The sequence below is a fragment of the Chryseobacterium ginsenosidimutans genome, assembly GCF_039536845.1.
Taxonomy (GTDB): domain Bacteria; phylum Bacteroidota; class Bacteroidia; order Flavobacteriales; family Weeksellaceae; genus Chryseobacterium; species Chryseobacterium ginsenosidimutans_B.
The window spans coordinates 225,241-251,575 of the sequence record NZ_BAAAZJ010000003.1 but is presented as its reverse complement, the minus strand read 5'-3'; the positions used below and the strand labels follow the sequence as shown (position 1 = coordinate 251,575).

Genomic DNA, 26,335 nt, shown 5'->3' with positions numbered 1-26,335 from the left:
ATATAACACTTAAAATTATACACAATGAAAATCACAGTAATTGGCGGTACAGGTCTTATCGGAAGCAAACTTGTTAACAGCCTTAAAGATTTAGGACATGAAGTTTTAGCAGCTTCTCCAAACTCAGGAGTGAATACGCTTACAGGAGAAGGTCTTGACCAGGCATTGGAAAACGTTGACGTTGTTGTAGACGTAGCCAACTCCTCTTCTTTTGCGGACGATGATGTTATGAATTTCTTCAAAACATCAGGTGAAAACTTAATGAAAGCAGAGAAAAAAGCAGGTGTCAATCATCACATCGCTTTATCGGTTGTCGGGACGGAACGTTTGCAGGAAAGCGGATATTTCAGGGCAAAACAGGTTCAGGAAGATATCATCAAAAATGCAGGAATTCCTTACAGCATTGTACATTCTACGCAGTTTTTTGAATTTGTTGGCGGGATTGTTAAATCAAGTACGGTTGACAATAAAATTTTAGTTTCTCCGGCTTTGATCCAGCCCATCGCATCAGACGACGTTGTAAAAGCAATGACAGATGTAACCATTGGTGAACCGAAAAATACAACCTTAGAAATTGGAGGTCCGGAAAAAATCAAGTTATCAGATCTTGTTAAAAAATACACAACCATCATGAAAAATTCAGATGAAGTGGTATCAAATCCTGATGCAACGTATTTCGGAGCACCTTTAAATGATTCTACTTTAATTCCAGGTGATGGAGCAAAATTGGGAACAATCCGTTATGACGAATGGATTTCAAATCCTGATAATCAAAGATAATTCAATCATAAAAGGCGCAAAAGTTTTCAAAAAAATAAAACAGCATCTTTGTCATTCCATAGGAATCCAGACGGGAGCTTGTTAAATTTATTTTATAAAACACGTTGTTGAGATTCCTACCGAATGACAAACCGTGAGCTTAATAAATCTTTGCGTCTTTTATGGTTTAAAAATTAAATCAAGTTTATTAATTTTATACAATCCAATTACATTTATTAAAACTTTAAATCCAATATCATGAACGAATTTTTGATCGCCATACACAGAGATATCATCAATAAAGACGCTTCGCCTTCACCGGAACAAATGCAGGCTTCCATTCAGCCTTTTCAGGACTGGTTGGGAAGCATTGCAGCACAAAATAAACTGGTTGCTCCACCAAAAAGATGGGATCTTGGCGGAAGAGTTGTAAAAAACGACACCGTAACCAACGGACCTTACGCGGAAATCAAAGAATCAATCGGCGGAATGTTCATCATCAGAGCCAATGATTATGACGAGGCCGTAGAAATTGCAAAAGGCTGTCCTGTACTTCAATGGGGTGCGAGTGTAGAAGTTAGAATGGCAATTCCACCTGTGACGGAATAATTTTCATATTCAAATTAAATGCACGAAAAAGCATTAATCCCCAATTTATTCAGAACAGAGTACCGGAAAATTGTTTCCGTGCTCTCTTCGACCTTTGGTATTGATCATATCGAAATTGCCGAAGACATCGTAAGCGACACCTTTCTCACTGCCACAGAAACATGGAGCATCAACGGTATTCCGGAAAATCCAACGGCTTGGCTTTATACGGTTGCAAAAAATAAATCCAAAAATTATTTTAAACGAGATTCTCTTTTTCACCAAAAAATCTCAACTGAAATAAAATATTCTTCTTCCGATTATGAAGAATTTGAAATCGATCTTTCTCAGAAAAACATTGCTGACAGCCAGTTGGCGATGATGTTTACGATCTGTAATCCTTCTATTTCAAAAGATTCTCAGATATCTTTAGCCTTAAATTTACTTTGCGGTTTCGGAACTCAGGAAATTGCAGACGCTTTTTTAGTCAATAAAGAAGTTGTTTACAAAAGACTGAAACGCTCCAAAGAAAAATTAAAAACAGACGGCATTAAAATCGAACAACCTTCTATTTTACAGATCAGTACAAATTTAGAAACCGTTCTTACGACTTTATACTTATTGTTTTCGGAAGGTTATTATTCCACTTCACAAAATACAATTCTCAGACAGGATTTTTGTCAGGAAGCTATACGTCTTACTTCAATTCTTATCGAAAATAAAACAACGAATACTCCGGCTACAAACGCTTTACTGTCGTTGATGTATTTTCATTCTTCGAGATTTAATGCAAGATTCAACGAAAAAGGAGAAAGCATTTTATATGAAGAACAGGACGATAATTTATGGGATAATGATCTGATCGAAAAAGGAATTTATTACTTAAATCAAAGTGCATCCGGTCATTTTTTAACCAAATTTCATCTGGAAGCCGCTATTGCATATTGGCACACCAAGAAAAAAGATACGGATGAAAAGTGGGAAAATATTCTGCAATTGTACAACCAACTTTTACAAATAGAATACTCTCCTATGGCTGCGCTCAACCGTACTTTTGCCTTTGCGAAAGTAAGGGGAAACTCCGCTGCAATTTCTGAAGCTGAAAAACTCAATCTTACTGACAATCCTTTTTATTACTCGCTTTTAGGACATCTTTATACGGATATTAATAACGTTAAAGCAAAGCACAATTTTGAAGAAGCGTTGCGACTTTCTAATTCCAGTTCGGTTTCTGATACACTGAGAAAGTATATTGAAAATTTAGCAAAAGAATAATTTTTTTTTTAATGTAATTGACTTTTCAGATCAAGCTCTTTAGCAAATAAGGTGTAAAATATTAATGTATATTTGATTGCATTAATATTTTACACCATGAAAAAAATTTTATCACTTTTCATTATCCTATCAATCCTTTCCTGTGAAAGTAAAGAGGAAAAAAAAGAAAAATTTCTAAAGGACCTTCAGGAACAGGCTAAAGAGATGAAAAAAAATCAAATTGACTTGTTTTTACACGCAAAACCAAAATATTTTTCGGCCAAAACAATCAACGGAACCACTTTCAACTCACAAAATTACAAAGGCAAAAATCTCGTGATTTTTATTTACGATAAATCTTATCTGAAAAAAAGTGATACTTACGACATGCCTGAAGAGTTTAATAATCTTTATAAAGAATTTAAAAATAACGCAAATTTTATCGGCATCGTAGAAGGATTTATCGAAAATGAAAAAGAGCTGAAAGATGATCTCAATCAGTCAAATATCTTGTTTGAACAGATTGACAACACAAAATCTTATGATAAATCTGAAAAATTAAATTACAATACCTTTTGCAGCCCTGCCAAAATACTTATTGACATCAATGGAAAAGTTATTCATTCTTCTTGCGGCGGCGGAAACAGTACCGAAATTACCCGAAAATTAGATAGTATAAAAGTTGCTTCTAAGTAAGATTATATAAAGAAGAGTTATATGAAAAGATTTTTAATAATAAGCATTCTTATCTTTCTTATAAATTGTAGATCAACAAAGCAGGCAGTATTTCCCGAGTTTACAGTCCAAAACCCACAAAGAATAAAAGATTATGAAAAGGAGTTAAAACTTTTCACAAGAATAGATGAATTTCGAACAAAAAACATTGATTTTATTGCTTATAAAAGTTACTCAGTAGGCTCTATAAGATTGATAGAAAAAGATCCAAACTCACATGACAATTGTATCCCAGATTATCCAATTTATTTAATTTGGAGTGAAAATAATAAAGAATATATTCAAATGTTTGATAATTGTGGAAGCTTCTTTCCTTTAGAACTCGATAATTCGGATATTACAAACTTCGTTAATGAAAATTTTGAGATAATTAAATCAGAGAAAATAAAATTTTATCAAACAAATAAAAGTACAGTCTCAATGATTGATCATTCAACATTTAAACAATTTTTGATTTCAAAATCTGATTTTGAGACCTATAATGATTTTGATATTTATAATTTATCTTCCAAATCTGGAAGTTTAAACATTAATGCTAAATACAATAACAATTTGAAAATTGTTTCTTTAAATAATCTTATTGAAAAGAAAATTAAAAATCTGAGATTTATCAAAAGTAAATAAACCACTTCTCAAACATGAAAGTAAATTTAGAAATCAACAATCAAACAATTGAATTCGAAAGAAACTGGTTCACAGGCAGTTTCACTTATACTACAAATGGAGTAAGGAAGACTTTAGACAGCGCTTTAAATCCTTTTACACATTTTTCCGTTCAATTATCCAGAGCTTATGAGGTGCAAATTGGAGAATCTGTCATTACCGTTATTAAAACAAGACCATTATTTTTTGCAGGTTTAAGAACACATAATTATAAATTTTATGTTGATAAAAATCTCGTTAAAGAATTGGATGCGATGTAATCATAGATTGAAACTCCTTTTCTATTATCGAAAAATCCTATCAAACCCCCTTCTCCATTTCAAAAAACTTCCCGAAATTTGTCATCTGTGCGTTAAATAAAAATCAATGAATTAAAAATTTAAATCAAAACATACAGTAAAAACTTAGTATAAGTTTTCTTCGGGGCAGGGTGCAATTCCCTACCGGCGGTTACAGTCCGCGACTCCTTTTTAACGAAAGGACTGATTTGGTGAAATTCCAAAACCGACAGTTACAGTCTGGATGGGAGAAGAAAATGGAACAATCAGTGAGGCTATTTCGATGGACTCATTGTGTTGTATTTCATTTCCATGTACCGAAGTGTATTTTAACTTTCAAAAAGTAAAATAACATGGAAAAATTAATAGAAAAATTCGGAGTAACTCCACAGGAACGTGTAGAAAATGCACTTCTAAAATTACAACAGGGAAAAGGCATCCTTTTAGTAGATGATGAAAACCGCGAAAACGAAGGTGATATCATCTTTCCAGCTTCCACCATTACAGAAAAAGACATGGCACTTTTAATCCGCGAATGCAGCGGAATTGTTTGTCTGTGCATTTCAGAAGAAAAAAGTAAGCACTTGAATCTTCGTCCGATGGTGGAAACCAACAATTCAAAAAATCAAACAGCATTTACAATCTCAATCGAAGCCAAAGAAGGCGTTGAATCCGGAGTTTCTGCGAAAGACCGCGTAACGACGATCAGAACAGTTGTTGCAGAAAATGCAGAAGCCAATCACATTGCAAGTCCCGGACACGTTTTCCCTTTAATTGCTAAAAAAGAAGGCGTTTTTGAAAGACGCGGGCACACAGAAGGAAGCGTAGATCTGGTAAAACTCGCCAATTTGGGTGATGATGCCGTACTTTGTGAATTAACCAACGAAGACGGAACCATGGCAAGACTTCCGGAAATTGTAGACTTTGCAGAAAGAAAAGAAATGACCGTTGTTACGATTGAAGATATTTATTCTTACCGGAAAATGATGATCAGTCAGAACTAAAATAAAAATATTTAATGCACAGAATAACCGTTCAATTTTTTTGAGCGGTTTTTTCAGAATCATATAATCGATTTATGTTCAATTAAATACATTTGAATATATGTTTTTAATTATCTTTGAGTAAAAATTTATACCATGAAACGAACTCTACTTTTATTGCTGACAACTTACGGTCTTTGTTCAGCCCAGACTACGATAACTAAAGCATTTAACGACCCTGCTGCTGGTGAAACTGCAAATTATTTAAGTGTAACAGGAACACCGGATAATTCTGCAGTCGGAGCGAATACGACGTTTAACAACGCGTCTCTTACATTAGGTTCTGCATCTCCTGCAGTGTATTCTGCACCAACTTCCGGTGAAATCACAACTTTTCCCGGTTCTACCTTGAAAATGGTGGGAAGCGGAAATACTTTTCTATATAAACAATCGGCTTCAAAATTGGAAATTACGGGACTTGTAACTCCTGATGCCACTTTGAACTTATCTGCCAACAACGGAACCTTTATTTCTTATCCTGCGGCTTTCGGATATACCGAAACAGATCAGGCGCAGGGAACATTTACTTCACCTTCTGCAAGTGGTTTATGTAAAGGAACGATCAATATTTCAGCTGATGCATCAGGAACTTTGATTTTAGGTTCATCTACATTTACAAATGTATTGAGAATCAAATCTGTTCAGAATTTTAACCTTCATTTACCCAATGATACGAGTTTTCTACTTCCGATAGGATCAATCGTTAATACTTACTATTCTTATTACGATGCGACTCATAAGTTCCCTTTATTAACGACCATTCAGACTGTGATCAACGTTCCTGTAGCAGGAATTAACAACCAGACGACAAATGGTGCACAAGCTTTGAATACCTCAACGCTATCAACAGGTGATCTTACAGTTAAAAAAGAAGGTCTTAAAATCTACCCGAACCCTGCACAGGATTTTATTGAATTTAAAGGGGAAACCGGAAATTATTCAACAGCAAAAATTTACAGCTTAGACGGAAAATTAATCAAAACATCTGATTTAAAATCCGGAAAAGTACAGGTTTCTGACCTTCCTTCTGCTTCTTATTTCATTGAAGTTTCAGGAAAAGACAGCAAGAAAGCAGAGACTTCGAAATTTATCAAAAAATAAAAATTTATATTTTTTAATTATTAATAATGAATCCGCCCGGAAAAATTTCAGGCGGATTTTTTATTTATACTAACTAAGAATTTACACTCATAATTATTAATTATATTTCTAAATTCAATCATAATTAAAATTAAATTCACTCTTTATTGATTTTTTGCCCGTTTTTTGCTCTTACCTCAATAACACCAATATTAAAATATAAAATCATGAAAAAATATCTCATTCTACTTCCGTGCATTATTTTTTCAGGAATAAAAGCACAAGAAATAGCATCTGCCGAACCTTCGGAAAAGCTCAATATTGTAAAAACGAATGTTACAGCCTATGTTTTCAGAAACATTAATTTGTCTTACGAAAGAGCCTTCAACAATTGGTTCTCATTAAATATGGGATTCGGGGTGATGCCCGAAGGAAAAGTTCCTTTTATCAACTCTTTTTTAAGTGATGAGGACGAAAAAAGATTTCAAAATCTTGAAGTAAAATCTTTTAACTTCACTATTGAACCACGTTTTTATCTTGGCGCAGGATATGGAAAAGGTTTTTATATCGCTCCTTACTATCGTTATTCAAAAGTAACTTCCAATACATTTGATTTTTATTATGACTATACTTTCAGCGGGGTAACCTATCAAATTCCATTAAAAGGAAACGGTAGTGCTCACGGAAACAGTGGCGGATTGATGGTTGGGGTTCAGTTTTTCTTAACCCGAAGTCAAAACTTAGTGCTGGATTTTTGGATTGCAGGAGCACATTACGGAAAAGGACAGGGTGATTTTACCATGACCAGTGATGTTATTTTAACTCCCGATATGCAGGCTCAGCTGAAAAAAGAAATTGAAGATCTGGATATTCCTTATGTAAATTACACCGTAGAAACCAATGCAAACGGAGCCAGAGTAAAAATAGACGGACCGTGGATCGGTTTCAGAAGCGGATTGTCTTTAGGGTATAGATTTTAGAAAAATTTTACTTAAATATTTTTGAAACCGTTCTTCAGGGAGCGGTTTTTTATTTTTATATTTAATTTTTAATAAAATATACTATGTTTTCTTCTCACCTTCCTATTCATTATGCCATTGGTTTTATTTTAGGATACAGATATTTCCTTAAATATGATGAAGTGTTCAAAGACACCTCATATATTGTGGGGTCGGAAAATTTTTATAAAGAATTAAAACAAAAAGGAGTACTAAACCTGGCATTGATCCCTCAAAATAAAATAGAAGAAAATTTTATTCTCAGAAGATTTTCAAGTTTTAATCATGAACCATTAGTAGAAGCAATGTATTCCGGTTATTCTGAATATTTTTATATTTCATCAGAAAGAATAGTTCCAGTCAAAAATTGTAAAAAACAATTCCTGTTAAGGACAGAAGATAATTTATACGAAAAAATTTATAACATTATCAAATATTATTATGACAGTTCTTTAATAGAATCCAATGATTCCATGTATAAACATTTTTACGGAAGTGCATTTTCTCATCTTACCGGCAAAATTGGGGACAATACACCAAAAATCTATCTCTTAATGGATGAAAAAAAATATCGTCTCATGATGGCAATGTTTAGTATTAAAGGAGTTGGAAATATGGAAATGCACAATAACTTACAGGGAATGGAGTTTTTACCTAAGGATGAAAATTTACGAACACATATGCTTCCTGAATTGGGAAGTCAGTTCTTATATACAATTTTCAGATAATTTATATTTAAAATATTTTTCATACTTAAAGAAAAGAAATATCTTTCCTTCATGAATTCATCACAAATCACCACAGCCCAAAGAATTAAAGCCATTGTCGGCGGATCGATAGGAAATTTGGTAGAATGGTATGATTGGTACGCCTATGCTGCGTTTGCCATTTATTTTTCGCATTCATTTTTTCCGGATTCGGATATGACGGCGCAACTTTTAAATACGGCAGGAATTTTCGCTGTCGGATTTCTGATGCGACCTGTCGGAGGTTGGCTTTTTGGAAGTATTGCCGACAGAATCGGAAGAAAAAAAGCGATGACACTTTCGGTTTTATTAATGTCATTCGGTTCTTTATTGATTGCTTTAACTCCAACTTACAAAACAATCGGAGTTTTAGCACCACTATTATTGTTGGTTGCAAGACTATTGCAAGGATTAAGTGTTGGCGGAGAATACGGAGTTTCTGCAACATACCTCAGCGAAATGGCAACTCCAGAGCGAAGAGGATTTTATTCAAGTTTTCAATATGTAACGTTGATTGGCGGACAATTGATTGCGTTGGGAATTCAATTGATTTTACAAAAATTATTATTAACGGAAACTCAGCTTGAAGATTGGGGATGGAGAATTCCTTTTGTGATCGGGGCTTTGCTTTCTGTGATTGCCTTATATTTAAGGGCAAACCTTCACGAAACTGAAGCTTTTGAGAATAAAAAAGACGTCAGTGAAAATAAAAAAGGCTCAATAAAGGAATTATTAAAGCATCCGAAAGCATTATTAACTGTTATAGGGCTGACTTTAGGCGGAACGTTGGCATTTTACACTTATACGACTTATATGCAGAAATTCTTGGTGAATACGGTTCATCTCACTAAAGAAGAATCTACTTTAATTTCGTTTATTTCACTGTTTATTTTTGCGTGTTTACAACCTGTTTTTGGAGCTTTGTCGGACAAAATAGGAAGAAGACCATTACTTTTATGCTTCGGAATCTTAGGAACTGTTTTCACTTATCCCCTTCTGAATGCTTTGAGTACGACCACTTCAATGTGGGGCGCATTTTTTTTAATCATGTCAGCTTTGATTATTGTGAGCGGTTATACCTCGATCAATGCAGTTGTAAAAGCTGAACTTTTTCCTTCTGAAATAAGAGCGTTGGGAGTTGGGTTGCCTTATGCTTTGACCGTTGCGATTTTCGGTGGAACTGCTGAATATATTGCACTTTGGTTTAAGCAGGCAAATGTGGAACATTATTTCTACTGGTACATTACGGCCTGTATTTTCTTTTCATTCGTTGTGTATGCAGGAATGAAAGACACTAAAAAAACTTCAACTTTGGATAAAGACTGATTTAAATTGATAAATAAAAAAAACGGGCGGCTCAGATTCTCTGAGCCGCCCGTTCTATTTTTTAATGATAGGCTTGCTTGAATTTTTCAAGAATATTGTCCAGATTATGTCGCTGAACATACACACTTTTCACATCTTCATACCTTGGCGACTTGTAAAAAACTTCGTGGAAATCCATACTTCCATTCCCCACTTTTACCACTTTTTGTACTTCGATATTCAACTTTCTTAATTCGTCTCTAAAGACCTGAAATTCATCTTGGATATTCTTCATCTATATTTTTGGTTTTAATTAAAAAATTACTATTTATTATCAAACACCCTACCATTTTAAAGGGGTAGTGTTTAAATTTAGAATAAAGTTAATGAATTTATTCATTCAATCATAACATTTGTTAACATTTTTGCAATTTTTCATAAAATAAAAAACCAATTTCACAACAGATATGGATTTTGTTTAGATTTAATATTTATAAAAAAAATTAAACAAATATCTTGAAATCCTTATTTTAAAGGCATTTTCGTAATATTCACAAGTAAAAAAGCAAATCAATATATTATTTTTGAACTTAAATCAGAATATAAGATATAAGCTCATTTTTTGAAATAATCTCTATAACTTTACGGCAGAATGTTCGATAAATAAAGCTAAAAATTTAACTTAGTTTTTTAAATATTTGATATGACAAATAAAAACCATTGGAAAAATGTCTACGAAACCAAAAACCCGGATCAGGTAAGCTGGACTCAGAAAAAACCTCAGACTTCCCTGGATTTTATCCATTCTTTCGGCTTAAAAAAGGGGGCGAAAATCATTGACATTGGCGGTGGAGACAGTAATCTTGTAGATTTTCTTTTGAATGAAGAGTACGAAAACATCACCGTTCTTGATATTTCTGAAAAAGCGCTGGAAAAAGCAAAAGAAAGATTAGGTGAAAAAGCAAAAAAAATAAAATGGATCGTAACTGATATTACAGCATTCGAGCCCACAGAAACTTACGATATCTGGCACGACAGAGCAGCTTTTCATTTTCTGACAAATCCGGAACAGATTTCGAAATATGTTGAAATTACAGAAAAAGCGGTTTCAAAATTCATGGTTCTAGGAACATTTTCAAAAGACGGACCGACAAAATGCAGCGGGCTGAAAATTACCCAATATGATGAACAATCGATGGCAAAACAATTTGAAAGGAGTTTTGAAACCATTCATTGTATTAAAGAAGATCACGCAACGCCTTTTGATACCTTACAGAATTTTGTGGTTTGTGGTTTTAAGAAGAAATAAAAAAGAGAGCCATTTCTGACTCTCTTTTTCTATAATTTATCTTATTTAAGATTTTGAGCTTTCTTCTTCCTCCATTTCCACTTCATGTCTCAACTGAGCTTTATACAAAGTAGAATAATAACCATTTTTATCAAGAAGTTCCAGATGCTTCCCTTCTTCAACAATTTTTCCGTGCTCCATAACAATAATTTTATCGGCTTTTTCGATCGTTGAAAGCCTGTGTGCGATAATAATTGACGTCCTGTTTTTTGTAATTTTTTCCGTCGCTCTCTGGATCAGCTTTTCACTTTCGTGGTCGATGGAAGATGTTGCTTCATCCAGAATTAAAATCTTCGGATCAGACAAATAAGCTCTCAGGAACGACAACAACTGTCTCTGTCCTAAAGAAATCGATGAACCTCTTTCGCTTACCACATAATCGTAACCTCCCGGAAGACTTTCGATAAAATCATCTACTTCAATTTCTCTTGCGCCGGCTTTTATTTTTTCTAAAGTAATGCTTTCGTCCCCAAAAGCAAGGTTTTCAAAAATACTTCCGTGGAACAGGAAAACATCCTGCAAAACAACTCCGATGTGACTTCTTAAGCAATACAGTTCATAATCTTTAAGATCAACATCATCAATTAAAATATTTCCTGAATTGATATCATAAAGCCTAGTAATTAAACTGATAATAGTAGATTTTCCGGCTCCGGTTGCACCGACAATAGCAACAGTTTCCCCAGGATTTACTTTAAAATCAATTCCTTTTAAAACTTCCTGTTTATCATCGTATGCAAAACGCACATCCTGAAATTCAATTTTACCATCGAAATTTTCCTTAACAACTTTTCCGTTATTCGGCATGGCGTAATCTTCGTCCATAACGCCTAAAACACGTTCTGCACCTACAATTCCTCTTTGAATATTATTGAATCTATCGGCAATCTGCCTTAAAGGACGAATCAACATAGAAATATATTGAATAAACGCAATCACAACACCTGCACTGATCGTGATATACCCTCCATAGAAAAGGATAAATCCAATAAAAAGTGAAGAAATCAATTCAACCACAGGAAAAAATAATGAGAAAATAAAAACCGTTCTCAATAACGCTCCTTTCAAAGTAATATTAATATCATCAAACTTTTTAAACTCAGAACCTTGTCTGTTGAACACCTGAATAATCGGCATTCCCGCCAGTCTTTCCTGAACAAAAGAGTTTTGGTTTGACGTCCATGTTCTTTCGTCACCAAATGCTGTTTTCAGTCTTTTTTGGAAAAATCTTGTGATCACCACCATTAAAGGCAAAATAGCAAGCGTAATATAGCTCAGGTGAACATTGGTACTGAACATCATCACCAGTACAAAAATAATTCTTAAAACATCTCCGAAAACCATCAGGAAACCGTCTGTATAAACCGTTGCAATGGTTTCAACATCACCAACTGCTCTTGTTACCAATTGTCCGATCGGAGTTTTATCAAAAAATGACGTTCTGAAATATATCAATTTACTGTAAAGCCTTTCTCTGATATCTCTGATCACATTCTGGGAAATATAATTGGAGAAATACACTAAGAAAAAGTTTAAGACCGTTTCCGCAAACACCAAACCCACCAAAATATAAATATGCTTCATCATTAAAGCTTTATCTTTCAGCTTTGTGATATCATTATCCACAACTTCCATTGTAAGATAAGGTCTGTAAGTAGAAACTATTGCCAGTATGATGGAGATGATTAAAGTAAGGATGAACCAAGAACGAAACTTCATTCCTATAAAGAACAGCCTCTTTACAATTCCCCAGGTATCTTGTTTTTTCATTGTACGAATTGAAGAAGAATTAATTTTAAAAATTCTCTGCAAAAATAAGACTTTAAAATTTGACAGGCTTTACAACTTGATGAATTCCCGATGAAAAATTCAGATAGCTGTTATTTATGGTATAGATTGTTTTTTGTTTTGCTAAATGACAATCTCCAACTAATCTAAACCTTCAAGGTTTTGAAAACCTTGAAGGTTGGATTTTAAGACTTTACAAAAAAAGAGACCAGCTCTTCCCAAGCCGTCTCTTTTCAATTCTATATAACTATTTATTAATTTACTTTTTTCAACCAGTTCAAAACATATCCTGCAACTTCTTCCCAATCTTTTTCTCCGGCGATGAAATGACTTCTGCCTTCAAATATTTTGAAATCAACAACACTGTTTTTGTCTTTATAGGCTCCTGCTATTTTTCTTGAAAACTCTGCAGGGAAAATATTGTCATTAGAACCTGCAATAAATAATAATGGTTCGTGAGGTTTCTTTAAATCTAATTTTGCAGAAGATTTGAATAATGGATCTTTCGCCAACTTTCTACTTTCGGGTGCAGCAACGGTTTCATATAATTTGTCGCTTTCAGCTTTTGAATAATTGTTAAAAAATGCTTTATGATACCATTCTTTTGATCCTAAAAATGTTGTATTTCCTTTAAAGAAATTCACAACCGGCCAAACGATTTTTACGGTAGAGAAAGGAGCCATAACGTTTTTGGGAGGTGCACCATCGATACTTACTCCGGCAACCGCTTTCCCCATATCAATTAATTTTTGAACCATCAGTCCTCCAAATGAATGTCCTATGATAATTGGCTTTTCAGGAAGTGTATCAATAAATGCTGATAAATATTTTACCACATCATCGAAACCTACGTCTTTCAAATCTGACGGAATGTTTTTCTTTAAATCAACCGGATTTCCCGCATGTCCGGGATTTGCCGGAGTATGTACGTTGTAGCCTTGAGCTTCGAAATAAGTTTTCCATTCTTTCCAGCTTGTATTGTTCACAAATAATCCATGAATTAATACGATAGTTTTTGTTTTCATAACTTTTTATTTTTAATTGGTTTTAAATTATGAGACAAAGTTCCGCGAATTAAATGAGGATAATTTTAACCTTGGTTAAAATCGTATTACTTACCCGAAATTCTTTTTCTGATTCTGCTCAGAGATGGTCCCTGAATGCCTAAATAAGAAGAAATATGATATAACGGAACATTATTAAAAATATCAGGATGCTGTTTTATCAGGTCTAAATATCTTTCTTCAGGAGATTTTAAAATAAATCCTTCAATTCTCGACATGGTAATATTAAATGCTTCCTGCGCCAAAAGCCTCCCGAATTTCTCCCATCGGTGCGACTGATGATACAAGGCAAGCAAATCTGTATAGCGGATATAAATAATCGAAGCATCCGTAAGAGCCTGAGTATGATAATCACAAGGTATCTGATTGATAAAACTTTTAAAAGAAACCACAAAACCATTCGCAGAATACAGGAAAACATTCTTCTCCTCCCCAGTTTTTTCATCAATGGTATAAGAACGGAAAACGCCGTCAACAATAAATCCGAAATAGGTACAAACTGTTCCGCGAAGATTATAAAAATCTCCTTTTTTATAGTTTTTGGGTAGCCAACAGTCTTCGGATAATTTAAAATCATCCTCCGTAAGACCAGCGAAATGATTGAGTGCGAAGGCTAGTTTTTCTATTTCATCCATGGTTTTAGTTTTATTAAATTAAAAATGGTGACTTTAAAAACATTAGCCACCATCATTTATTACAATTCTTTCTTTCCGATTTCTTCGATTTCTAAAGCCGGCTTTTTCAAGTTGTCTTTCTCAAATTTGTTTTCAAGAAATTTGTAAACTCCCCAAACCGCAACAATAGAAATAAGCCAGCTTACAAGATTAATTCCTGAAAATGCCATAAAATTAGAATCATCCAAAGAAGCAGGATCTGTAATTCCTTTATAAATACCGTAGCCAAAACCGAAAAACAATTGAGTTCCTAAATAAACTCCTATTGCAAAAAAGCCATAATGCCATTTCGTTCTTCTGAATTTCTCGGCAAGTCTTGCATAATATCTATATGCGGCGATCAGAATAAAAATTCCCATCATAATGTTATTAGTTTTTTTATATTATTAAATATTAATTTCAGAAATAATCATCTTATTTGTCATTCCATAAGAATCCAGGCTTAGTTTTAAAAGTTATTACGTGAAATCTTTGCTGAGATTCCTACGAAATGACAAAAGTAATGCTTTACTTTTAAGCCAACTTTAATCAAAATCATAGCCCACATCCACCAGATACAAGCCATGTGCGGGTGCAGAAGTTCCTGCTGAATTACGATGCTTATCTTCAATCACTTTTCGTAAATCTTCAGGCTTTATTTTTCCTGAACCGATTTCTACCATTGTTCCGACAATTGCTCTTACCATATTTCGTAAGAAACGGTTTGCAGAAACTGTAAATTTCAATTCGCTTCCATTTTGCACCCACTCTGCTTTGTACATTTTGCAGATATTGGTTTTGTTGTCGGTTTTTAATTTTGCAAAACTTGTAAAATCCTCATATTCAAACAAAATCTTACAGGCTTCATTCATTTTATCAATATCCAGATATTTTCTCCAATGCTGCCAAGCTGATTCTGTGGTGAACGGATTCTTTTCTAAATTAATATAATACTCATACGTTCTGAAAGTTGCATCAAAACGGGCATGAAAATCATCCTTCACCTTAAAAATTCTTTTAATTGAAATATCTGGCGGAAGAAAACTGTTCAGCCTACGCGGAAGATCATCATCCAAAACTTTTTCAGTATCAAAATGGGCGAAAATTTTCTTTGCATGAACTCCTGTATCTGTTCTTCCGGCTCCTGTTGTTTTAATTTCTTCTCTTAAAATAGTCGAAAGCGCTTTTTCCAATTCTTCCTGCACAGAAATGGCATCCGGCTGGATCTGATAGCCGAAATAATTTTTACCGTTGTAGGAAAATTCAATAAAATATCTCAATGTAATAATATAACTCTACAAAAATACTTTAATTTAATAATCATGAATAGAATTTTTAAAATAAATATTGAAAAGTAGCTACCATATTAAGCCAAATCCATATGAAATTTCCTATTTTTGCAAACGTATGAAAAGATGGTACCTCTATCCTTTTTCCCTCGGCTATCATATGGTAACGGGTATCCGAAACACAATGTATGATCTGGGAATTTTTAAATCTACTAAATTCAAAACTCCGATAATCTGTGTCGGAAACCTTTCTGTGGGCGGAAGCGGAAAATCGCCGATGGTAATGTATCTTGCTCAGTTTTTAGCTAAACATTACAGAACAGGAGTACTTTCCCGCGGTTATGGAAGATTGACGAAAGGTTATGCCATAACGAACTATGACAGCAACTACAAAATGGTAGGTGATGAAGCAATGCAGTTGTTTGAACGCTTTAAAAATCGTTTTGTGATCGCAGTTTCCGAAGAAAGAGTTCCTGGTGCAAAAAAAGTAATCGAAGATATGGATCTTGATGTTTTGGTCTTGGATGACGCCATGCAGCACAGAGCGATTAAACCTGGATTCAATATTTTAATGACAGATTTTAATGATCCTTATTTTAAAGATCATCTTCTTCCTGCCGGAGATTTGAGAGAATCCAGAGCGGGATCAAAAAGAGCAGATATCATCATGGTGAGCAAATGTCCGGATGAACTGACTGAGGAAACCAAGCAATATTACATTTCGAGAATAAGACCGGATCGTACCCAGAAAGTTTTCTTTTCATCCATCGGTTACGACGAAAATGTGTACGGAAAAGAAAAAATACTTCCTGACAACAACCTGAATTATTATGACATTCTTCTGATTACAGGAATTGCCAATCCAAAACCTTTGTTGGCGCATCTGGCAAAATTCTCACAGCGTGTCAAACATTTAAAGTTCAGGGATCATCATAATTTTACGGAAGATGATATTAAAAAAATCGTTGCCGAATACAAAAAACTGGGCGAATATAAATTAATCTTAACGACAGAAAAAGATTACGTACGTCTTAAAACTTTTGATTATCTTAGAGATATTGTTTACTACTGGCCTATTAATGTGATTATTGATAAAAAGGAAGAATTCAATCAAATCATCTTAGATTATGTTAGAAAAAATTAAGCAGACTGCAGAGTTTATAAAAAACATCATTAAAGAAACACCTGATTTCGCAATCGTTTTAGGATCGGGATTGGGAAAATTGCAGGACGAAGTTGAAGCAATTCATACTTTAGAATATTCTGAAATTCCGAATTTTCCTCAAACCACAGTTGTTGGTCACGGCGGGAAATTAATTTATGGAATTCTGGAAGGTAAAAAAGTATTAATGATGAGCGGACGCTTTCATTATTATGAAGGTCACTCTATTGAAACCGTCGTTTTCCCGATCAGAGTTTTTCATTTATTAGGAATTAAAAACCTGATTCTTTCCAATGCTTCCGGCGGAATAAATAAAAGCTATAACATTGCAGACATTGCCATTCTAAAAGATCATATCAACATGATGCCTGAACATCCTCTTCGTGGCAGAAACATTGATGAATTAGGACCTCGTTTCGTTGATATGAGCGAATCATACAGCAAAAAGATGATTTCCGTTGCCGAAAAAACAGCTTCCGAAAATAATATTAAAATCCATCAGGGAACTTATGTAGCCTTACAAGGACCAACTTTTGAAACTCCCGCAGAATACGGAATGATAAAAGCAATCGGTGGAGATATGGTAGGAATGAGCACCGTTCCCGAAGTTATCGTTGCCAAACATATGGGAATGGACGTTTTTGGCATATCTGTGATTACCGATTTAGGCGGACCGGATATTGCACATTCTGTTTCTCATGAAGAGGTTTTGAATGCGGCGAATAAAGCAATGCCGAACGTAATTGTTGTCGTGAAAGGTTTGGTGAAAAATTACTCTTAAACATTCATAGAAATCTTCAATCTCATAAATTTTTATTAATTCATCAGAAATCAATCCCCAATTGCATTGCATTGTTTAGATTTGCATAAAATGAGATTGAAAAATGAAAAAATTACTGTTATTATTCATGATCGGAGTTTTTGGATTAGGCTGTTCTCAACAGGTTCCGAAAGTTCTTAAAACGAGCTTTTCCCAAGAAGCTTTAAACCAAAAACTAGAAGATAAAGAAGGAAAAAGCATTACCATTCAGCAAATTTTAGATCAGCATAAAGGAAAAGTTTTGGTGATTGATTTTTGGGCAGGTTGGTGCAGAGATTGTCTTAATGCTCTTCCAAAAGCTAAAGAATTAGAAGAAACTAACAAAAATATTGATTTTGTGTTTCTTTCATTAGACCGTTCCAAAGAGGGTTTTGATAAAAGTCTGGAGAGATTTGAAATGAAGGATAAAGAAAATTATTGGTTCTCTTCCGGCTGGAAAAATGACTTTAATAACTATATTGATCTCAATTGGATTCCAAGATATATGGTGATCGATCAAAAATCTGCGATTGCAAAATATTATGCAATCACACCAGAAGATCCTGAAATTCAAAGTACGATTGATAACCTTTTGAAATAAACCTTTAAATATTAAAAATGTAGAAGATTTGATTTTAAAACTGACACCTAAAATCTAAATTCTGCAGCCTGATAAAAATACAGGAATCCATATCTTTGCGGTATGGATTTTCCTTTTCCCATCCGCAAAATAATTCATGTCGATATGGATGCATTCTATGCCTCTGTGGAGCAACATGACAATCCTGCATTGAAAGGAAAAGCCGTTGCTGTCGGTGGAGAACATCGCGGTGTAGTTTCTGCGGCAAGCTATGAAGCCAGAAAATTCGGAGTACGTTCTGCGATGCCCAGTAAAACAGCGAAAGAAAAATGCCCGCATCTCATCTTTGTTCCTCCCCGATTTCCGCGTTATAAAGAGATTTCAAGAAAAATTCGGGAGATTTTCCATGAATATACCGATTTGGTTGAGCCTCTTTCTTTGGACGAAGCGTATCTTGATGTTACCGAAAATAAAAAAGGAATAGAATCTGCCAATCAGATAGCCAAAGAAATTCGACAAAAAATCTTTGAAGAAACGGGATTAACTGCTTCTGCCGGAATTTCCGTTAATAAATTTTTAGCAAAAGTTGCATCAGATATCAATAAACCGAACGGACAAAAAACTATTCATCCCGATAAAATAGAGGGATTTCTGGAAGAATTACCTGTCGAAAAATTTTATGGTGTAGGGAAAGTTACTGCTAATAAAATGTTTAGTTTAGGCATTTTTAAAGGAAAGGATTTAAAGAAAAGATCGATTGAAGACCTTACCCGTCTTTTCGGAAAATCCGGAGCTTATTATTACAATGTAGTTCGTGGAATTCACACTTCCGAAGTAAAACCTCATCGAATTCAAAAAAGTGTTGCCGTAGAAAGAACTTTTTTTGAAGATCTTTTCGATGAACAGCAAGTCGATGAAAAACTTGAAAGCTTAAGTGAAGAACTTTACAACCGTTTACAAAAAAATAATATTCTCGGAAAATCCTTAACCTTGAAAATTAAATATAAAGATTTCTCGCTTTTCACAAGAAGTATTACGAAAGAAGAATATTTTTCATCGGCTGAACAATATTTCAAAACCGGAAAAAAACTTTGGGAACTCCGACCTTTCGACAAACCTGTAAGATTGTTGGGGTTATCGCTTTCCCATCTTAATACAGAAGAAAAAAAGCTGGTATCAGTTCAACTAAAAATTCCGTTTAAAGAATTTGAAGATCAATAAATTGATTTTTTTCACTATATTGTAATAACCAAATTTTCAATTTATGAATGAAACGATGATTCAATTTTTCCACTGGTACTCGGAAGGAGAAGGAAAACTATGGAAGGAAGCTGAAAAACAGGCAAAATATTTATCAGAATTAGGAATAACATCAGTCTGGCTTCCACCAGCTTATAAAGGTACAAGCGGAGGATATTCTATCGGTTATGATGCTTATGATCTTTTCGATCTTGGAGAGTTTGACCAAAAAGGAAGCATTCCCACAAAATACGGAACTAAAAACGATTATATTAAAGCTGCTAAAGCTCTAAAAAAAGAAAATATTCAGGTTATTGTAGATATTGTTTTAGGACATAAAGCCGGTGGTGATGAACTGGAAACTTTTAAAGCTGTAAAAGTTGATGAGAATAACAGAGAAAAAATAATTTCCGGAGACATAGAAATTCAGTCTTATACCAAATTTACATTTCCTGGCCGTAAAAAGAAATATTCCGAATTTGAATGGAATTACATGTGTTTCAGCGGCGTAGATTATGCAGAAGGAATGGATTCCCATATTTTTAAAATTAAAAATGAATATGGGACCGATTGGGAAGAAATGATCGACGATGAAAAAGGAAACTACGATTATCTGATGTACAACGACATCGAACATCGTAATCCCCATGTACGCGAAGAGCTGAATAACTGGGCAAAATGGTATTTTGACCAGATTGATTTTGATGGCGTAAGACTAGATGCTTTAAAACATATTTCTTTTGACTTTTATAAAGAATGGATCACCCTGCTCCGTTCCAATTCAGGAAAAAATATTTTTGCTGTCGGCGAATATTGGGCTCCGGGATATCTGAATTTACTCCAAAAATATATTGAAGTTACGGAAGGCTGCATGAGTCTGTTTGACAGTTCGTTACAGAATAACTTTCACACGGCTTCTAAAGAAGGAGGCTCTTATGATTTAAGAAAAATTCTTGAGGGTACTCTTACTCAGGTAGATCCGCTTCACTCAGTAAGTCTGGTTGATAATCATGACACGCAACCTTTACAGGATTTGGAAGCACCGGTTGAAGAATGGTTTAAACCTCTTGCTTATGCTTTAATTTTACTCAGACAAAACGGCTATCCATGTATTTTTTATCCTGATTTGTACGGGGCACATTATGTTGATAAAGATAAAGAAGGAAACGATCAGGAAATATTTTTGAATAAAGTAGACGGTATTGAAGAACTCTTGAAAGCAAGAAAAGATCATGCTTACGGCGAGCAAAAAGATTATTTTGAAGACTCTAATTGTTTAGGATGGGTACGTGAAGGTGATGATGAACATTCAGGTTGCGCGGTAGTTTTGAGCAATAAAGACGCTTACGAAAAACCTATGGAAATGGGCGAAAAATATATCGGAAAAGTCTTTTATGATCTGCTTGGAAGAAGCGAAGAAAAAGTGATCATCGATAAAAACGGGTGGGGAAACTTTCCCGTTCCTGCGGGGAATGTAAGTGTTTGGGTTGCTGAATAGCTTTTTTTGGCTGGAAGATGGATGCTAGAAGCTGGAAGATATGCAACAATCCGTAAAGTTTGTCATTCCGTAGGAATCTCGACTATTATAATTAAAAATAATTCTAAAACTATGTCTAGATTCCTACAGAATGACAAATAAGCCGCATAAATTTTTGTAATAAAATCAAAACTAAACTTTTCGGAGTTCAAGAATTTCAGGTCTTTCAGAATTATCTGAAATTTTTCCTGTTCTGGCAAATTCTGCCCAAAGTGAACGCAATTTTTTACCATTTTCCTGAATATATTCCCAAGGAACATCTTTCAGCAATTCTGAAGATTTCCATGCTTCTCTATTTTCAAAGATTAAAGGCAGATCAATACAGTGAGAAGCTCCGATATAATTGTTTTTTAAGGTCGAATTAATTTTAAACTGATAAATATTTCCGCCACCCTCCGCATAATTTTGAGCAAAAATATCCGTCGGTTTTCCGTAAATAAATTCTGTTGTTTTCCGAACTATTTTATCCAAAATTTTATGATGTAAATAAGTATAAATTCCTTTTTGGGCAGTTTTTACATAAAAAGCGGTTTCGTCATTATTAAAACCTATCAAAACATTATATTTTTTTGCATTTTCTTTCCATTTGGATAAGCTTTCTTCCTCTTTACATAAAGGCGGATAGCCATATTGAGTACAAAAAGGCATCGAAGTTTTTAATCCGTATTTTCTAAAAGAAGGTAAAAAATTTGCATATTCTTCAACCATTTTCAAAGGATCCGGCTCATCTTTCAAAAATTCTGTTTTTCGGAAAAATTCGGAAGACATTTTATTTCTTTTATGTCGAAAACCTAAAGGTGCGCTCTGAATAATTACCCTCTGAAACAAATTTTCAACCCCTTCAGAAATCATCAAATGGGCAATCGCATCACCTCCGGAAGACTGACCGAAAAGCGTAATATGCTCATGATCTCCACCAAAATCTTGAATGTTTTTCTTAATCCATTGTAATGCTTTAATGATATCAAATAATCCCAGATTTGCAGGTCTTTCTTCATTTCCACCTAAAAATCCAAAAAGCCCCAAACGATAGGTCACAGCGACAACAATAATATTCTGCTCTTTTACCCAGACTGTAGGATCAGAAGTAGGAAGATCGCCACAGCCAATTTCATACGAACCTCCATGAATCCAGACTACAACGGGAAGCTTTTCATTTTCTTTAATAATTTCGGGACGGGTAATGGTTAAAAATTGTGATGATTCGTTTGCTTCAAACTTATCAATATCCGTTTTCCCAATTAATCTTTCCAGAAGCGGACTTATATGTTGCGGACAGACAGGAGTTTTATCTACAATATCCTCGAATTCTATGGATTGTACAGGAATTGGCATTTTAAACCTTTCAGAACGGGCATAACGAATACTTTTAGCCTTAATAACACCATTCTCTTTTAAGCCTAAAATTTTCCCGAAAGTTGTATTAAATGTATGAATTCCTATATTTTGCTGAGTTGTCATCCAAAAACAAAATTTATATCATATTAAAATTAGTGATTTTTTGTTTTTTAAACACAAATGCTACTAATTTCAATGCAAATTTTCTCAAATATTAATTCGTATTTAATTTCTTAGTTTAAATTTTTATACTCACTTGGAGAAATACCAACTTTAGTTTTGAAAAGACGTGTAAAATGTTGTGGATATTTGAATCCCAGATCATAAGAAATTTCGCTGATAGATTTTTCAGGGTTAAAAATCTGTTCTTTTGCAACATCAATTAATTTATTATGAATGAATTCCTGTGCAGAAATACCCAGCTCTTTCTTGATAATATCACCAAAATAGTTCGCCGAAAGATTTAGTTGTTCTGCAAAATAATTAACCATCGGGAAACCGATATTTTTAGGCTTTTCGGATTTCAAATATCCATCTAAAAGATTTTCAAACTTACCGATAACTCCCTGGTTGACATGATCTCTGGTAATAAACTGACGATCATAAAAACGCATGCAGTAATTCAAAAACAGTTCAATATTATTGACAATTAAGGATTTACTGTGTTTATCAATTGCCTGTGCAAGCTCGTGTTTGATATTTTTAAAACATTCTAAAATAATTTCTCTTTCCTTTTCTGAAAGGTGTAATGCTTCATGCACTTCATAGGAGAAAAAGTTGTAATCTTTTATATTTTTACCAAGATTGGTGCCTTTTATTAAATCAGGATGAAATATTAATGCAAAACCTGCAGGCTGAATAAATTTTCCTTCATTATAAATTCCGTAAGTCTGTCCGGGTGCAATGAAAACCAATGTACCTTCCTGATAATCATAGCTATTTTTCCCGTACTGCATATCTCCACACATGACGTCTTTCAAAAAAACAGTATAAAAACCAAAAGTTCTTCTAAATTGACAAATAGGATCAGATTTCGAAAAATCAATCACACTTACCAACGGGTGTAATGTCTCGTGATTCGCCATTTTATTATATTCTGAAACACTATTGTAAACTTCAATCTCCTGATTTTCCATGAAATACCTTTTTAAACTTATTCAAAATTACCACTTTCTTTCGTACCTTTTATGCTGTCGGTAAAATTGGTAAATCATTCCGTAATTTATATAAGTGTTACTAATCTAAAAGTATCGACTTTTGCATTGTTATGGAAACATTTAATACAAACATTTTTCCAAAAGGAGAAAAAGCTCCCTCTGAATATTTTTCAGGCGGAACTGCATGGGTACAGATTTTAAAACCCAATGCAGATGAACTGAACTGCCAGATTGGAAACGTAATTTTCGAACCAAAATGCAGAAATAACTGGCATTCTCATGGCGGCGGGCAGATTTTAATTGTAACTTCAGGAACAGGATTTTATCAGGAAAAAGGTAAGCCTGCTCAAATTTTGAAGGCGGGAGATGTGGTGAATATACTTCCAGATATTGTTCACTGGCATGGTGCAGATCCGGATAGTGAGTTTACCCACATTGCTATTAATCTCAATACTCAAAACGGTATTGTAGAATGGCGGGAACCGGTAACTGACGAAGAATATAACAACTTATAAATTTAAACTAATACTTAATTAAAAAGCAAATGAACACATTTACGGTAAAAGCTTTCGGAGCAGAGTCGGCAACGGCAGACTTAAAAGAAATGAATATTGAAAGAAGGGAAACAACACCAAAAGATGTAGAAATTGAAATTCTATATTGCGGAGTTTGTCATTCTGATCTTCACACGGCGCGTAACGACTGGGGCGGAGCAATGTATCCTGCAGTTCCCGGACATGAAATTGTTGGTAGAATCACTAAAATCGGAGACGAGGTAACGAAATTTAAAGTTGGTGACCTGGCAGCAGTTGGTTGTATGGTCGATTCTTGCGGACATTGTGAAAGCTGTAAACATGATTTAGAGCAATATTGTTTAAACGGATTTACAGGAACTTACAATGGAAAAGACGTGCATTTGGGAGGTCATACTCTTGGTGGCTATTCTCAAAAAGTAGTTGTAACGGAAGGTTTTGTTTTAAAAGTGCCTGAAAACTTAGATTTGGCAGCAGTTGCACCACTTCTTTGCGCAGGTATTACAACCTGGTCACCATTAAGACACTGGAATGTTGGTCCAAATTCAAAAGTTGCGGTTGTAGGTCTTGGAGGATTGGGACACATGGCGATCAAATTAGCAAAAGGTCTGGGAGCTGAAGTAACTTTATTCTCAAGAACTCCGGGGAAAACTGACGATGCAAAACAATTGGGAGCCGATCATGTAGTTATTTCTACAGATGATTCTCAAATGGAAGCTGTAAAAGGAAAATATGATTTAATTATCGATACCGTTCCTTATGTACACGATGTAAATCCTTATGTTTCAACTTTAAATATTAACGGAACTTTAGTTATTGTAGGATATTTAGGCGGATTAGAACCTATTTTACAAACTGTTCCGATGATTCTTGGAAGAAGATCGGTGGCCGGTTCTGTAATCGGTGGTATTGCCGAAACTCAGGAAATGTTAGACTTCTGTGGTGAACACAATATCGTTTCTGAAATTGAATTAATCAAAATGCAGGATATCAATGAAGCATACGAAAGAATGCTGAAAAGCGATGTGAGATACCGTTTCGTGATTGATATGCAATCTTTATAATTCTCGTTTATTTTTAAATAGGAAGGTTCTTCGATTTGAAGAACCTTTTTTATTTGCATTTATACTTTCCCTCCATATCCTTAAAAGCCCATTCCGCCATTGCATGAATGACGGGAATTAAGCCTTTTCCACCCTCACTTAATTCGTAAGTTACATGGGGTGGAACAACCGGTTTTGCCGTTCTTATTACTAATCCGTCGTTTTCCAATTGCTTCAAATGTTGAATTAACATCTTTTCTGTCACCGCCGGAATGGCTCGTTTCAATTCGCTATATCGTTTATCACCATTCGAAAGATGGTATAAAATAATAGGTTTCCAGAATCCACCAATTTTTTCCATAACGTAAGTTACAGGACAGGAATCCAGTGCATATTTCTTATTCTGCTGAATTGTCGAACTTTCTTTAATTTCTGCCATAATACATACTTTAGGGTAAGTACTTGTATAAAAGTAAGTACAAATATACCTTTGTATCAGGAAATAAAAAAATATTTATTATGAAAATTATAATCACAGGTTCATTAGGAAATGTAGCAAAACCATTAGCTCAACAATTAATCAACGAAGGACATGATATTACCGTAATCAGCAGTAACGAATCTAAACAAAGTGAAATTGAAACTTTAGGTGCAAAAGCAGCAATCGGTTCGATTACAAATCTAGATTTTTTAGTTAAGACTTTTGACGGAGCTGATGTCGCATTTTTAATGACACCTCCGAATATGGGATTTGAAAATATTGTTGAAAACACTATTAATGCCGGAAAAAATTATGCAGAAGCTATCAAGAAAACTGGAGTGAAAAAAGTTGTTATGCTGAGCAGTATCGGCGTTGAATCTCCGGTTGAAAATGGCCCGATAAAAGGTCTTCATTTCATCGAAAAATTCTACAACGAATTGGAAAACACCTCTGTAACTTTTTTAAGAGCAGGATATTTTTATATTAATTTCTTTAATGATATTCCTTTAATTAAAAACGCAGGAATTATCGGCGGAAATTATCCTGAGAATACTCAAATTCCATTGGTTCATCCTAAAGATATTGCTAAAGCTGCTGCAGAAGAATTGGTGAAAAATTCTGAGGGCAAAAATGTAAGATATATTGTAAGTGATGTTCGTTCAGCAAGTGATTTAGCTAAATTTTTCGGTGCTGCCATCGGAAAACCCGAACTTCCGTGGGTTGAGTTTAAAGATGAAGATTCTTTAAACGGAATGCTTCAGGCTGGTCTTCCACAAGAAATTGCAGAATTATATACGGAAATGGGATTAGGTTTGAGAAAAGGTATTGTTCAAAAGGATTTTATTGAGCATGGTTCTGTTGTTAATGGCGAGATT

General features: G+C 34.3%; 29 protein-coding genes and 1 riboswitch. Of the genes, 20 read left to right on the top strand and 9 right to left on the bottom strand.

Going from position 1 to position 26,335, the window contains the following annotated elements:
• Positions 1-24 precede the first annotated feature (24 nt).
• From ABD745_RS01245 to ABD745_RS01195, 11 genes are all read left to right on the top strand, one after another.
• On the top strand, positions 25-780 hold the full coding sequence (locus tag ABD745_RS01245; protein ID WP_344823982.1) for an SDR family oxidoreductase: 756 nt from the start codon (positions 25-27) through the stop codon (positions 778-780).
• 237 nt (positions 781-1,017) lie between these two features.
• Positions 1,018-1,368, top strand: coding sequence for a YciI family protein (locus tag ABD745_RS01240; protein ID WP_259134344.1), 351 nt, complete (start codon positions 1,018-1,020; stop codon positions 1,366-1,368).
• An 18-nt stretch (positions 1,369-1,386) separates the two neighbouring features.
• Positions 1,387-2,622: an RNA polymerase sigma factor gene (locus tag ABD745_RS01235; RefSeq protein ID WP_344823976.1), complete on the top strand. Its 1,236-nt coding sequence runs from the start codon at positions 1,387-1,389 to the stop codon at positions 2,620-2,622.
• A 96-nt stretch (positions 2,623-2,718) separates the two neighbouring features.
• The gene (locus ABD745_RS01230) at positions 2,719-3,297 is read left to right on the top strand and encodes a peroxiredoxin family protein (protein WP_344823973.1); all 579 of its coding nucleotides are present in this window, start codon (positions 2,719-2,721) and stop codon (positions 3,295-3,297) included.
• A gap of 21 nt (positions 3,298-3,318) precedes the next feature.
• Complete coding sequence (locus ABD745_RS01225; protein WP_344823968.1) at positions 3,319-3,960, top strand: hypothetical protein; 642 nt, start codon at positions 3,319-3,321, stop codon at positions 3,958-3,960.
• A 14-nt stretch (positions 3,961-3,974) separates the two neighbouring features.
• Positions 3,975-4,259, top strand: a complete 285-nt coding sequence (locus ABD745_RS01220) for a hypothetical protein (protein ID WP_344823965.1) — start codon at positions 3,975-3,977, stop codon at positions 4,257-4,259.
• Between the two features lie 152 nt (positions 4,260-4,411).
• A riboswitch (FMN riboswitch) is annotated at positions 4,412-4,537 on the top strand.
• 93 nt (positions 4,538-4,630) lie between these two features.
• Positions 4,631-5,281 (top strand): 3,4-dihydroxy-2-butanone-4-phosphate synthase, encoded by a 651-nt coding sequence (gene ribB / locus ABD745_RS01215; protein ID WP_344823963.1) that lies wholly within the window; start codon positions 4,631-4,633, stop codon positions 5,279-5,281.
• Positions 5,282-5,416: 135 nt separating this feature from the next.
• Positions 5,417-6,421, top strand: a complete 1,005-nt coding sequence (locus ABD745_RS01210; protein WP_344823959.1) for a T9SS type A sorting domain-containing protein — start codon at positions 5,417-5,419, stop codon at positions 6,419-6,421.
• Between the two features lie 206 nt (positions 6,422-6,627).
• On the top strand, positions 6,628-7,380 hold the full coding sequence (locus ABD745_RS01205; RefSeq protein ID WP_344823956.1) for a DUF3575 domain-containing protein: 753 nt from the start codon (positions 6,628-6,630) through the stop codon (positions 7,378-7,380).
• 83 nt (positions 7,381-7,463) lie between these two features.
• Positions 7,464-8,126: a hypothetical protein gene (locus ABD745_RS01200; RefSeq protein WP_344823952.1), complete on the top strand. Its 663-nt coding sequence runs from the start codon at positions 7,464-7,466 to the stop codon at positions 8,124-8,126.
• A gap of 51 nt (positions 8,127-8,177) precedes the next feature.
• Complete coding sequence (locus tag ABD745_RS01195; protein ID WP_344823949.1) at positions 8,178-9,470, top strand: MFS transporter; 1,293 nt, start codon at positions 8,178-8,180, stop codon at positions 9,468-9,470.
• A gap of 61 nt (positions 9,471-9,531) precedes the next feature.
• Here the strand turns inward: ABD745_RS01195 and ABD745_RS01190 are convergent, their stop codons facing one another.
• On the bottom strand, positions 9,532-9,744 hold the full coding sequence (locus tag ABD745_RS01190) for a hypothetical protein (protein WP_047399394.1): 213 nt from the start codon (positions 9,742-9,744) through the stop codon (positions 9,532-9,534).
• 408 nt (positions 9,745-10,152) lie between these two features.
• On the opposite strand from ABD745_RS01190, the gene ABD745_RS01185 reads away from it, so the two are divergent.
• Positions 10,153-10,758 carry a class I SAM-dependent methyltransferase gene (locus tag ABD745_RS01185; RefSeq protein ID WP_344823946.1) on the top strand — a complete coding sequence of 202 codons (606 nt, stop codon included), beginning with the start codon at positions 10,153-10,155 and terminating at the stop codon, positions 10,756-10,758.
• 45 nt (positions 10,759-10,803) lie between these two features.
• Here the strand turns inward: ABD745_RS01185 and ABD745_RS01180 are convergent, their stop codons facing one another.
• From ABD745_RS01180 to truA, 5 genes are all read right to left on the bottom strand, one after another.
• Positions 10,804-12,567, bottom strand: coding sequence for an ABC transporter ATP-binding protein (locus ABD745_RS01180; protein WP_344823944.1), 1,764 nt, complete (start codon positions 12,565-12,567; stop codon positions 10,804-10,806).
• A gap of 272 nt (positions 12,568-12,839) precedes the next feature.
• Positions 12,840-13,610, bottom strand: coding sequence for an alpha/beta hydrolase (locus ABD745_RS01175; RefSeq protein ID WP_344823941.1), 771 nt, complete (start codon positions 13,608-13,610; stop codon positions 12,840-12,842).
• An 86-nt stretch (positions 13,611-13,696) separates the two neighbouring features.
• Positions 13,697-14,284, bottom strand: coding sequence for a Crp/Fnr family transcriptional regulator (locus tag ABD745_RS01170; RefSeq protein WP_344823938.1), 588 nt, complete (start codon positions 14,282-14,284; stop codon positions 13,697-13,699).
• A gap of 59 nt (positions 14,285-14,343) precedes the next feature.
• The gene (locus tag ABD745_RS01165) at positions 14,344-14,685 is read right to left on the bottom strand and encodes a hypothetical protein (RefSeq protein ID WP_344823935.1); all 342 of its coding nucleotides are present in this window, start codon (positions 14,683-14,685) and stop codon (positions 14,344-14,346) included.
• Positions 14,686-14,847: 162 nt separating this feature from the next.
• Positions 14,848-15,582 (bottom strand): tRNA pseudouridine(38-40) synthase TruA, encoded by a 735-nt coding sequence (gene truA / locus ABD745_RS01160; protein ID WP_344823932.1) that lies wholly within the window; start codon positions 15,580-15,582, stop codon positions 14,848-14,850.
• A gap of 127 nt (positions 15,583-15,709) precedes the next feature.
• On the opposite strand from truA, the gene lpxK reads away from it, so the two are divergent.
• The 5 genes from lpxK to ABD745_RS01135 all read left to right on the top strand — a co-directional run bounded on the left by lpxK (position 15,710) and on the right by ABD745_RS01135 (position 20,869).
• Positions 15,710-16,735, top strand: a complete 1,026-nt coding sequence (lpxK, locus tag ABD745_RS01155) for a tetraacyldisaccharide 4'-kinase (protein WP_344823929.1) — start codon at positions 15,710-15,712, stop codon at positions 16,733-16,735.
• Positions 16,719-17,534, top strand: coding sequence for a purine-nucleoside phosphorylase (locus tag ABD745_RS01150; protein WP_344823925.1), 816 nt, complete (start codon positions 16,719-16,721; stop codon positions 17,532-17,534). The genes lpxK and ABD745_RS01150 overlap by 17 nt, the downstream gene beginning before the upstream one ends.
• A 103-nt stretch (positions 17,535-17,637) precedes the next feature.
• Positions 17,638-18,153 carry a TlpA family protein disulfide reductase gene (locus ABD745_RS01145; RefSeq protein WP_344823922.1) on the top strand — a complete coding sequence of 172 codons (516 nt, stop codon included), beginning with the start codon at positions 17,638-17,640 and terminating at the stop codon, positions 18,151-18,153.
• Between the two features lie 102 nt (positions 18,154-18,255).
• The gene (gene dinB, locus ABD745_RS01140) at positions 18,256-19,353 is read left to right on the top strand and encodes a DNA polymerase IV (protein WP_344823918.1); all 1,098 of its coding nucleotides are present in this window, start codon (positions 18,256-18,258) and stop codon (positions 19,351-19,353) included.
• 55 nt (positions 19,354-19,408) lie between these two features.
• A complete protein-coding gene (locus ABD745_RS01135; RefSeq protein ID WP_344823916.1) occupies positions 19,409-20,869 on the top strand; it encodes an alpha-amylase in 1,461 nt (486 codons plus the stop codon).
• Between the two features lie 171 nt (positions 20,870-21,040).
• Here the strand turns inward: ABD745_RS01135 and ABD745_RS01130 are convergent, their stop codons facing one another.
• A complete protein-coding gene (locus ABD745_RS01130; RefSeq protein ID WP_344823914.1) occupies positions 21,041-22,369 on the bottom strand; it encodes a carboxylesterase family protein in 1,329 nt (442 codons plus the stop codon).
• A gap of 110 nt (positions 22,370-22,479) precedes the next feature.
• The gene (locus ABD745_RS01125; RefSeq protein WP_344823911.1) at positions 22,480-23,382 is read right to left on the bottom strand and encodes a helix-turn-helix domain-containing protein; all 903 of its coding nucleotides are present in this window, start codon (positions 23,380-23,382) and stop codon (positions 22,480-22,482) included.
• Positions 23,383-23,513: 131 nt separating this feature from the next.
• Here ABD745_RS01125 and ABD745_RS01120 point away from each other — a divergent pair, with 131 nt between their 5' ends.
• On the top strand, positions 23,514-23,918 hold the full coding sequence (locus tag ABD745_RS01120) for a cupin domain-containing protein (protein ID WP_344823908.1): 405 nt from the start codon (positions 23,514-23,516) through the stop codon (positions 23,916-23,918).
• A 29-nt stretch (positions 23,919-23,947) separates the two neighbouring features.
• Positions 23,948-25,000 carry an NAD(P)-dependent alcohol dehydrogenase gene (locus ABD745_RS01115; RefSeq protein ID WP_344823905.1) on the top strand — a complete coding sequence of 351 codons (1,053 nt, stop codon included), beginning with the start codon at positions 23,948-23,950 and terminating at the stop codon, positions 24,998-25,000.
• A gap of 49 nt (positions 25,001-25,049) precedes the next feature.
• Here the strand turns inward: ABD745_RS01115 and ABD745_RS01110 are convergent, their stop codons facing one another.
• Positions 25,050-25,418, bottom strand: a complete 369-nt coding sequence (locus ABD745_RS01110) for a winged helix-turn-helix transcriptional regulator (protein ID WP_344823902.1) — start codon at positions 25,416-25,418, stop codon at positions 25,050-25,052.
• Positions 25,419-25,498: 80 nt separating this feature from the next.
• On the opposite strand from ABD745_RS01110, the gene ABD745_RS01105 reads away from it, so the two are divergent.
• A partial coding sequence (locus ABD745_RS01105; protein WP_344823899.1) for an SDR family oxidoreductase occupies positions 25,499-26,335 on the top strand: 837 nt, incomplete at its 3' end.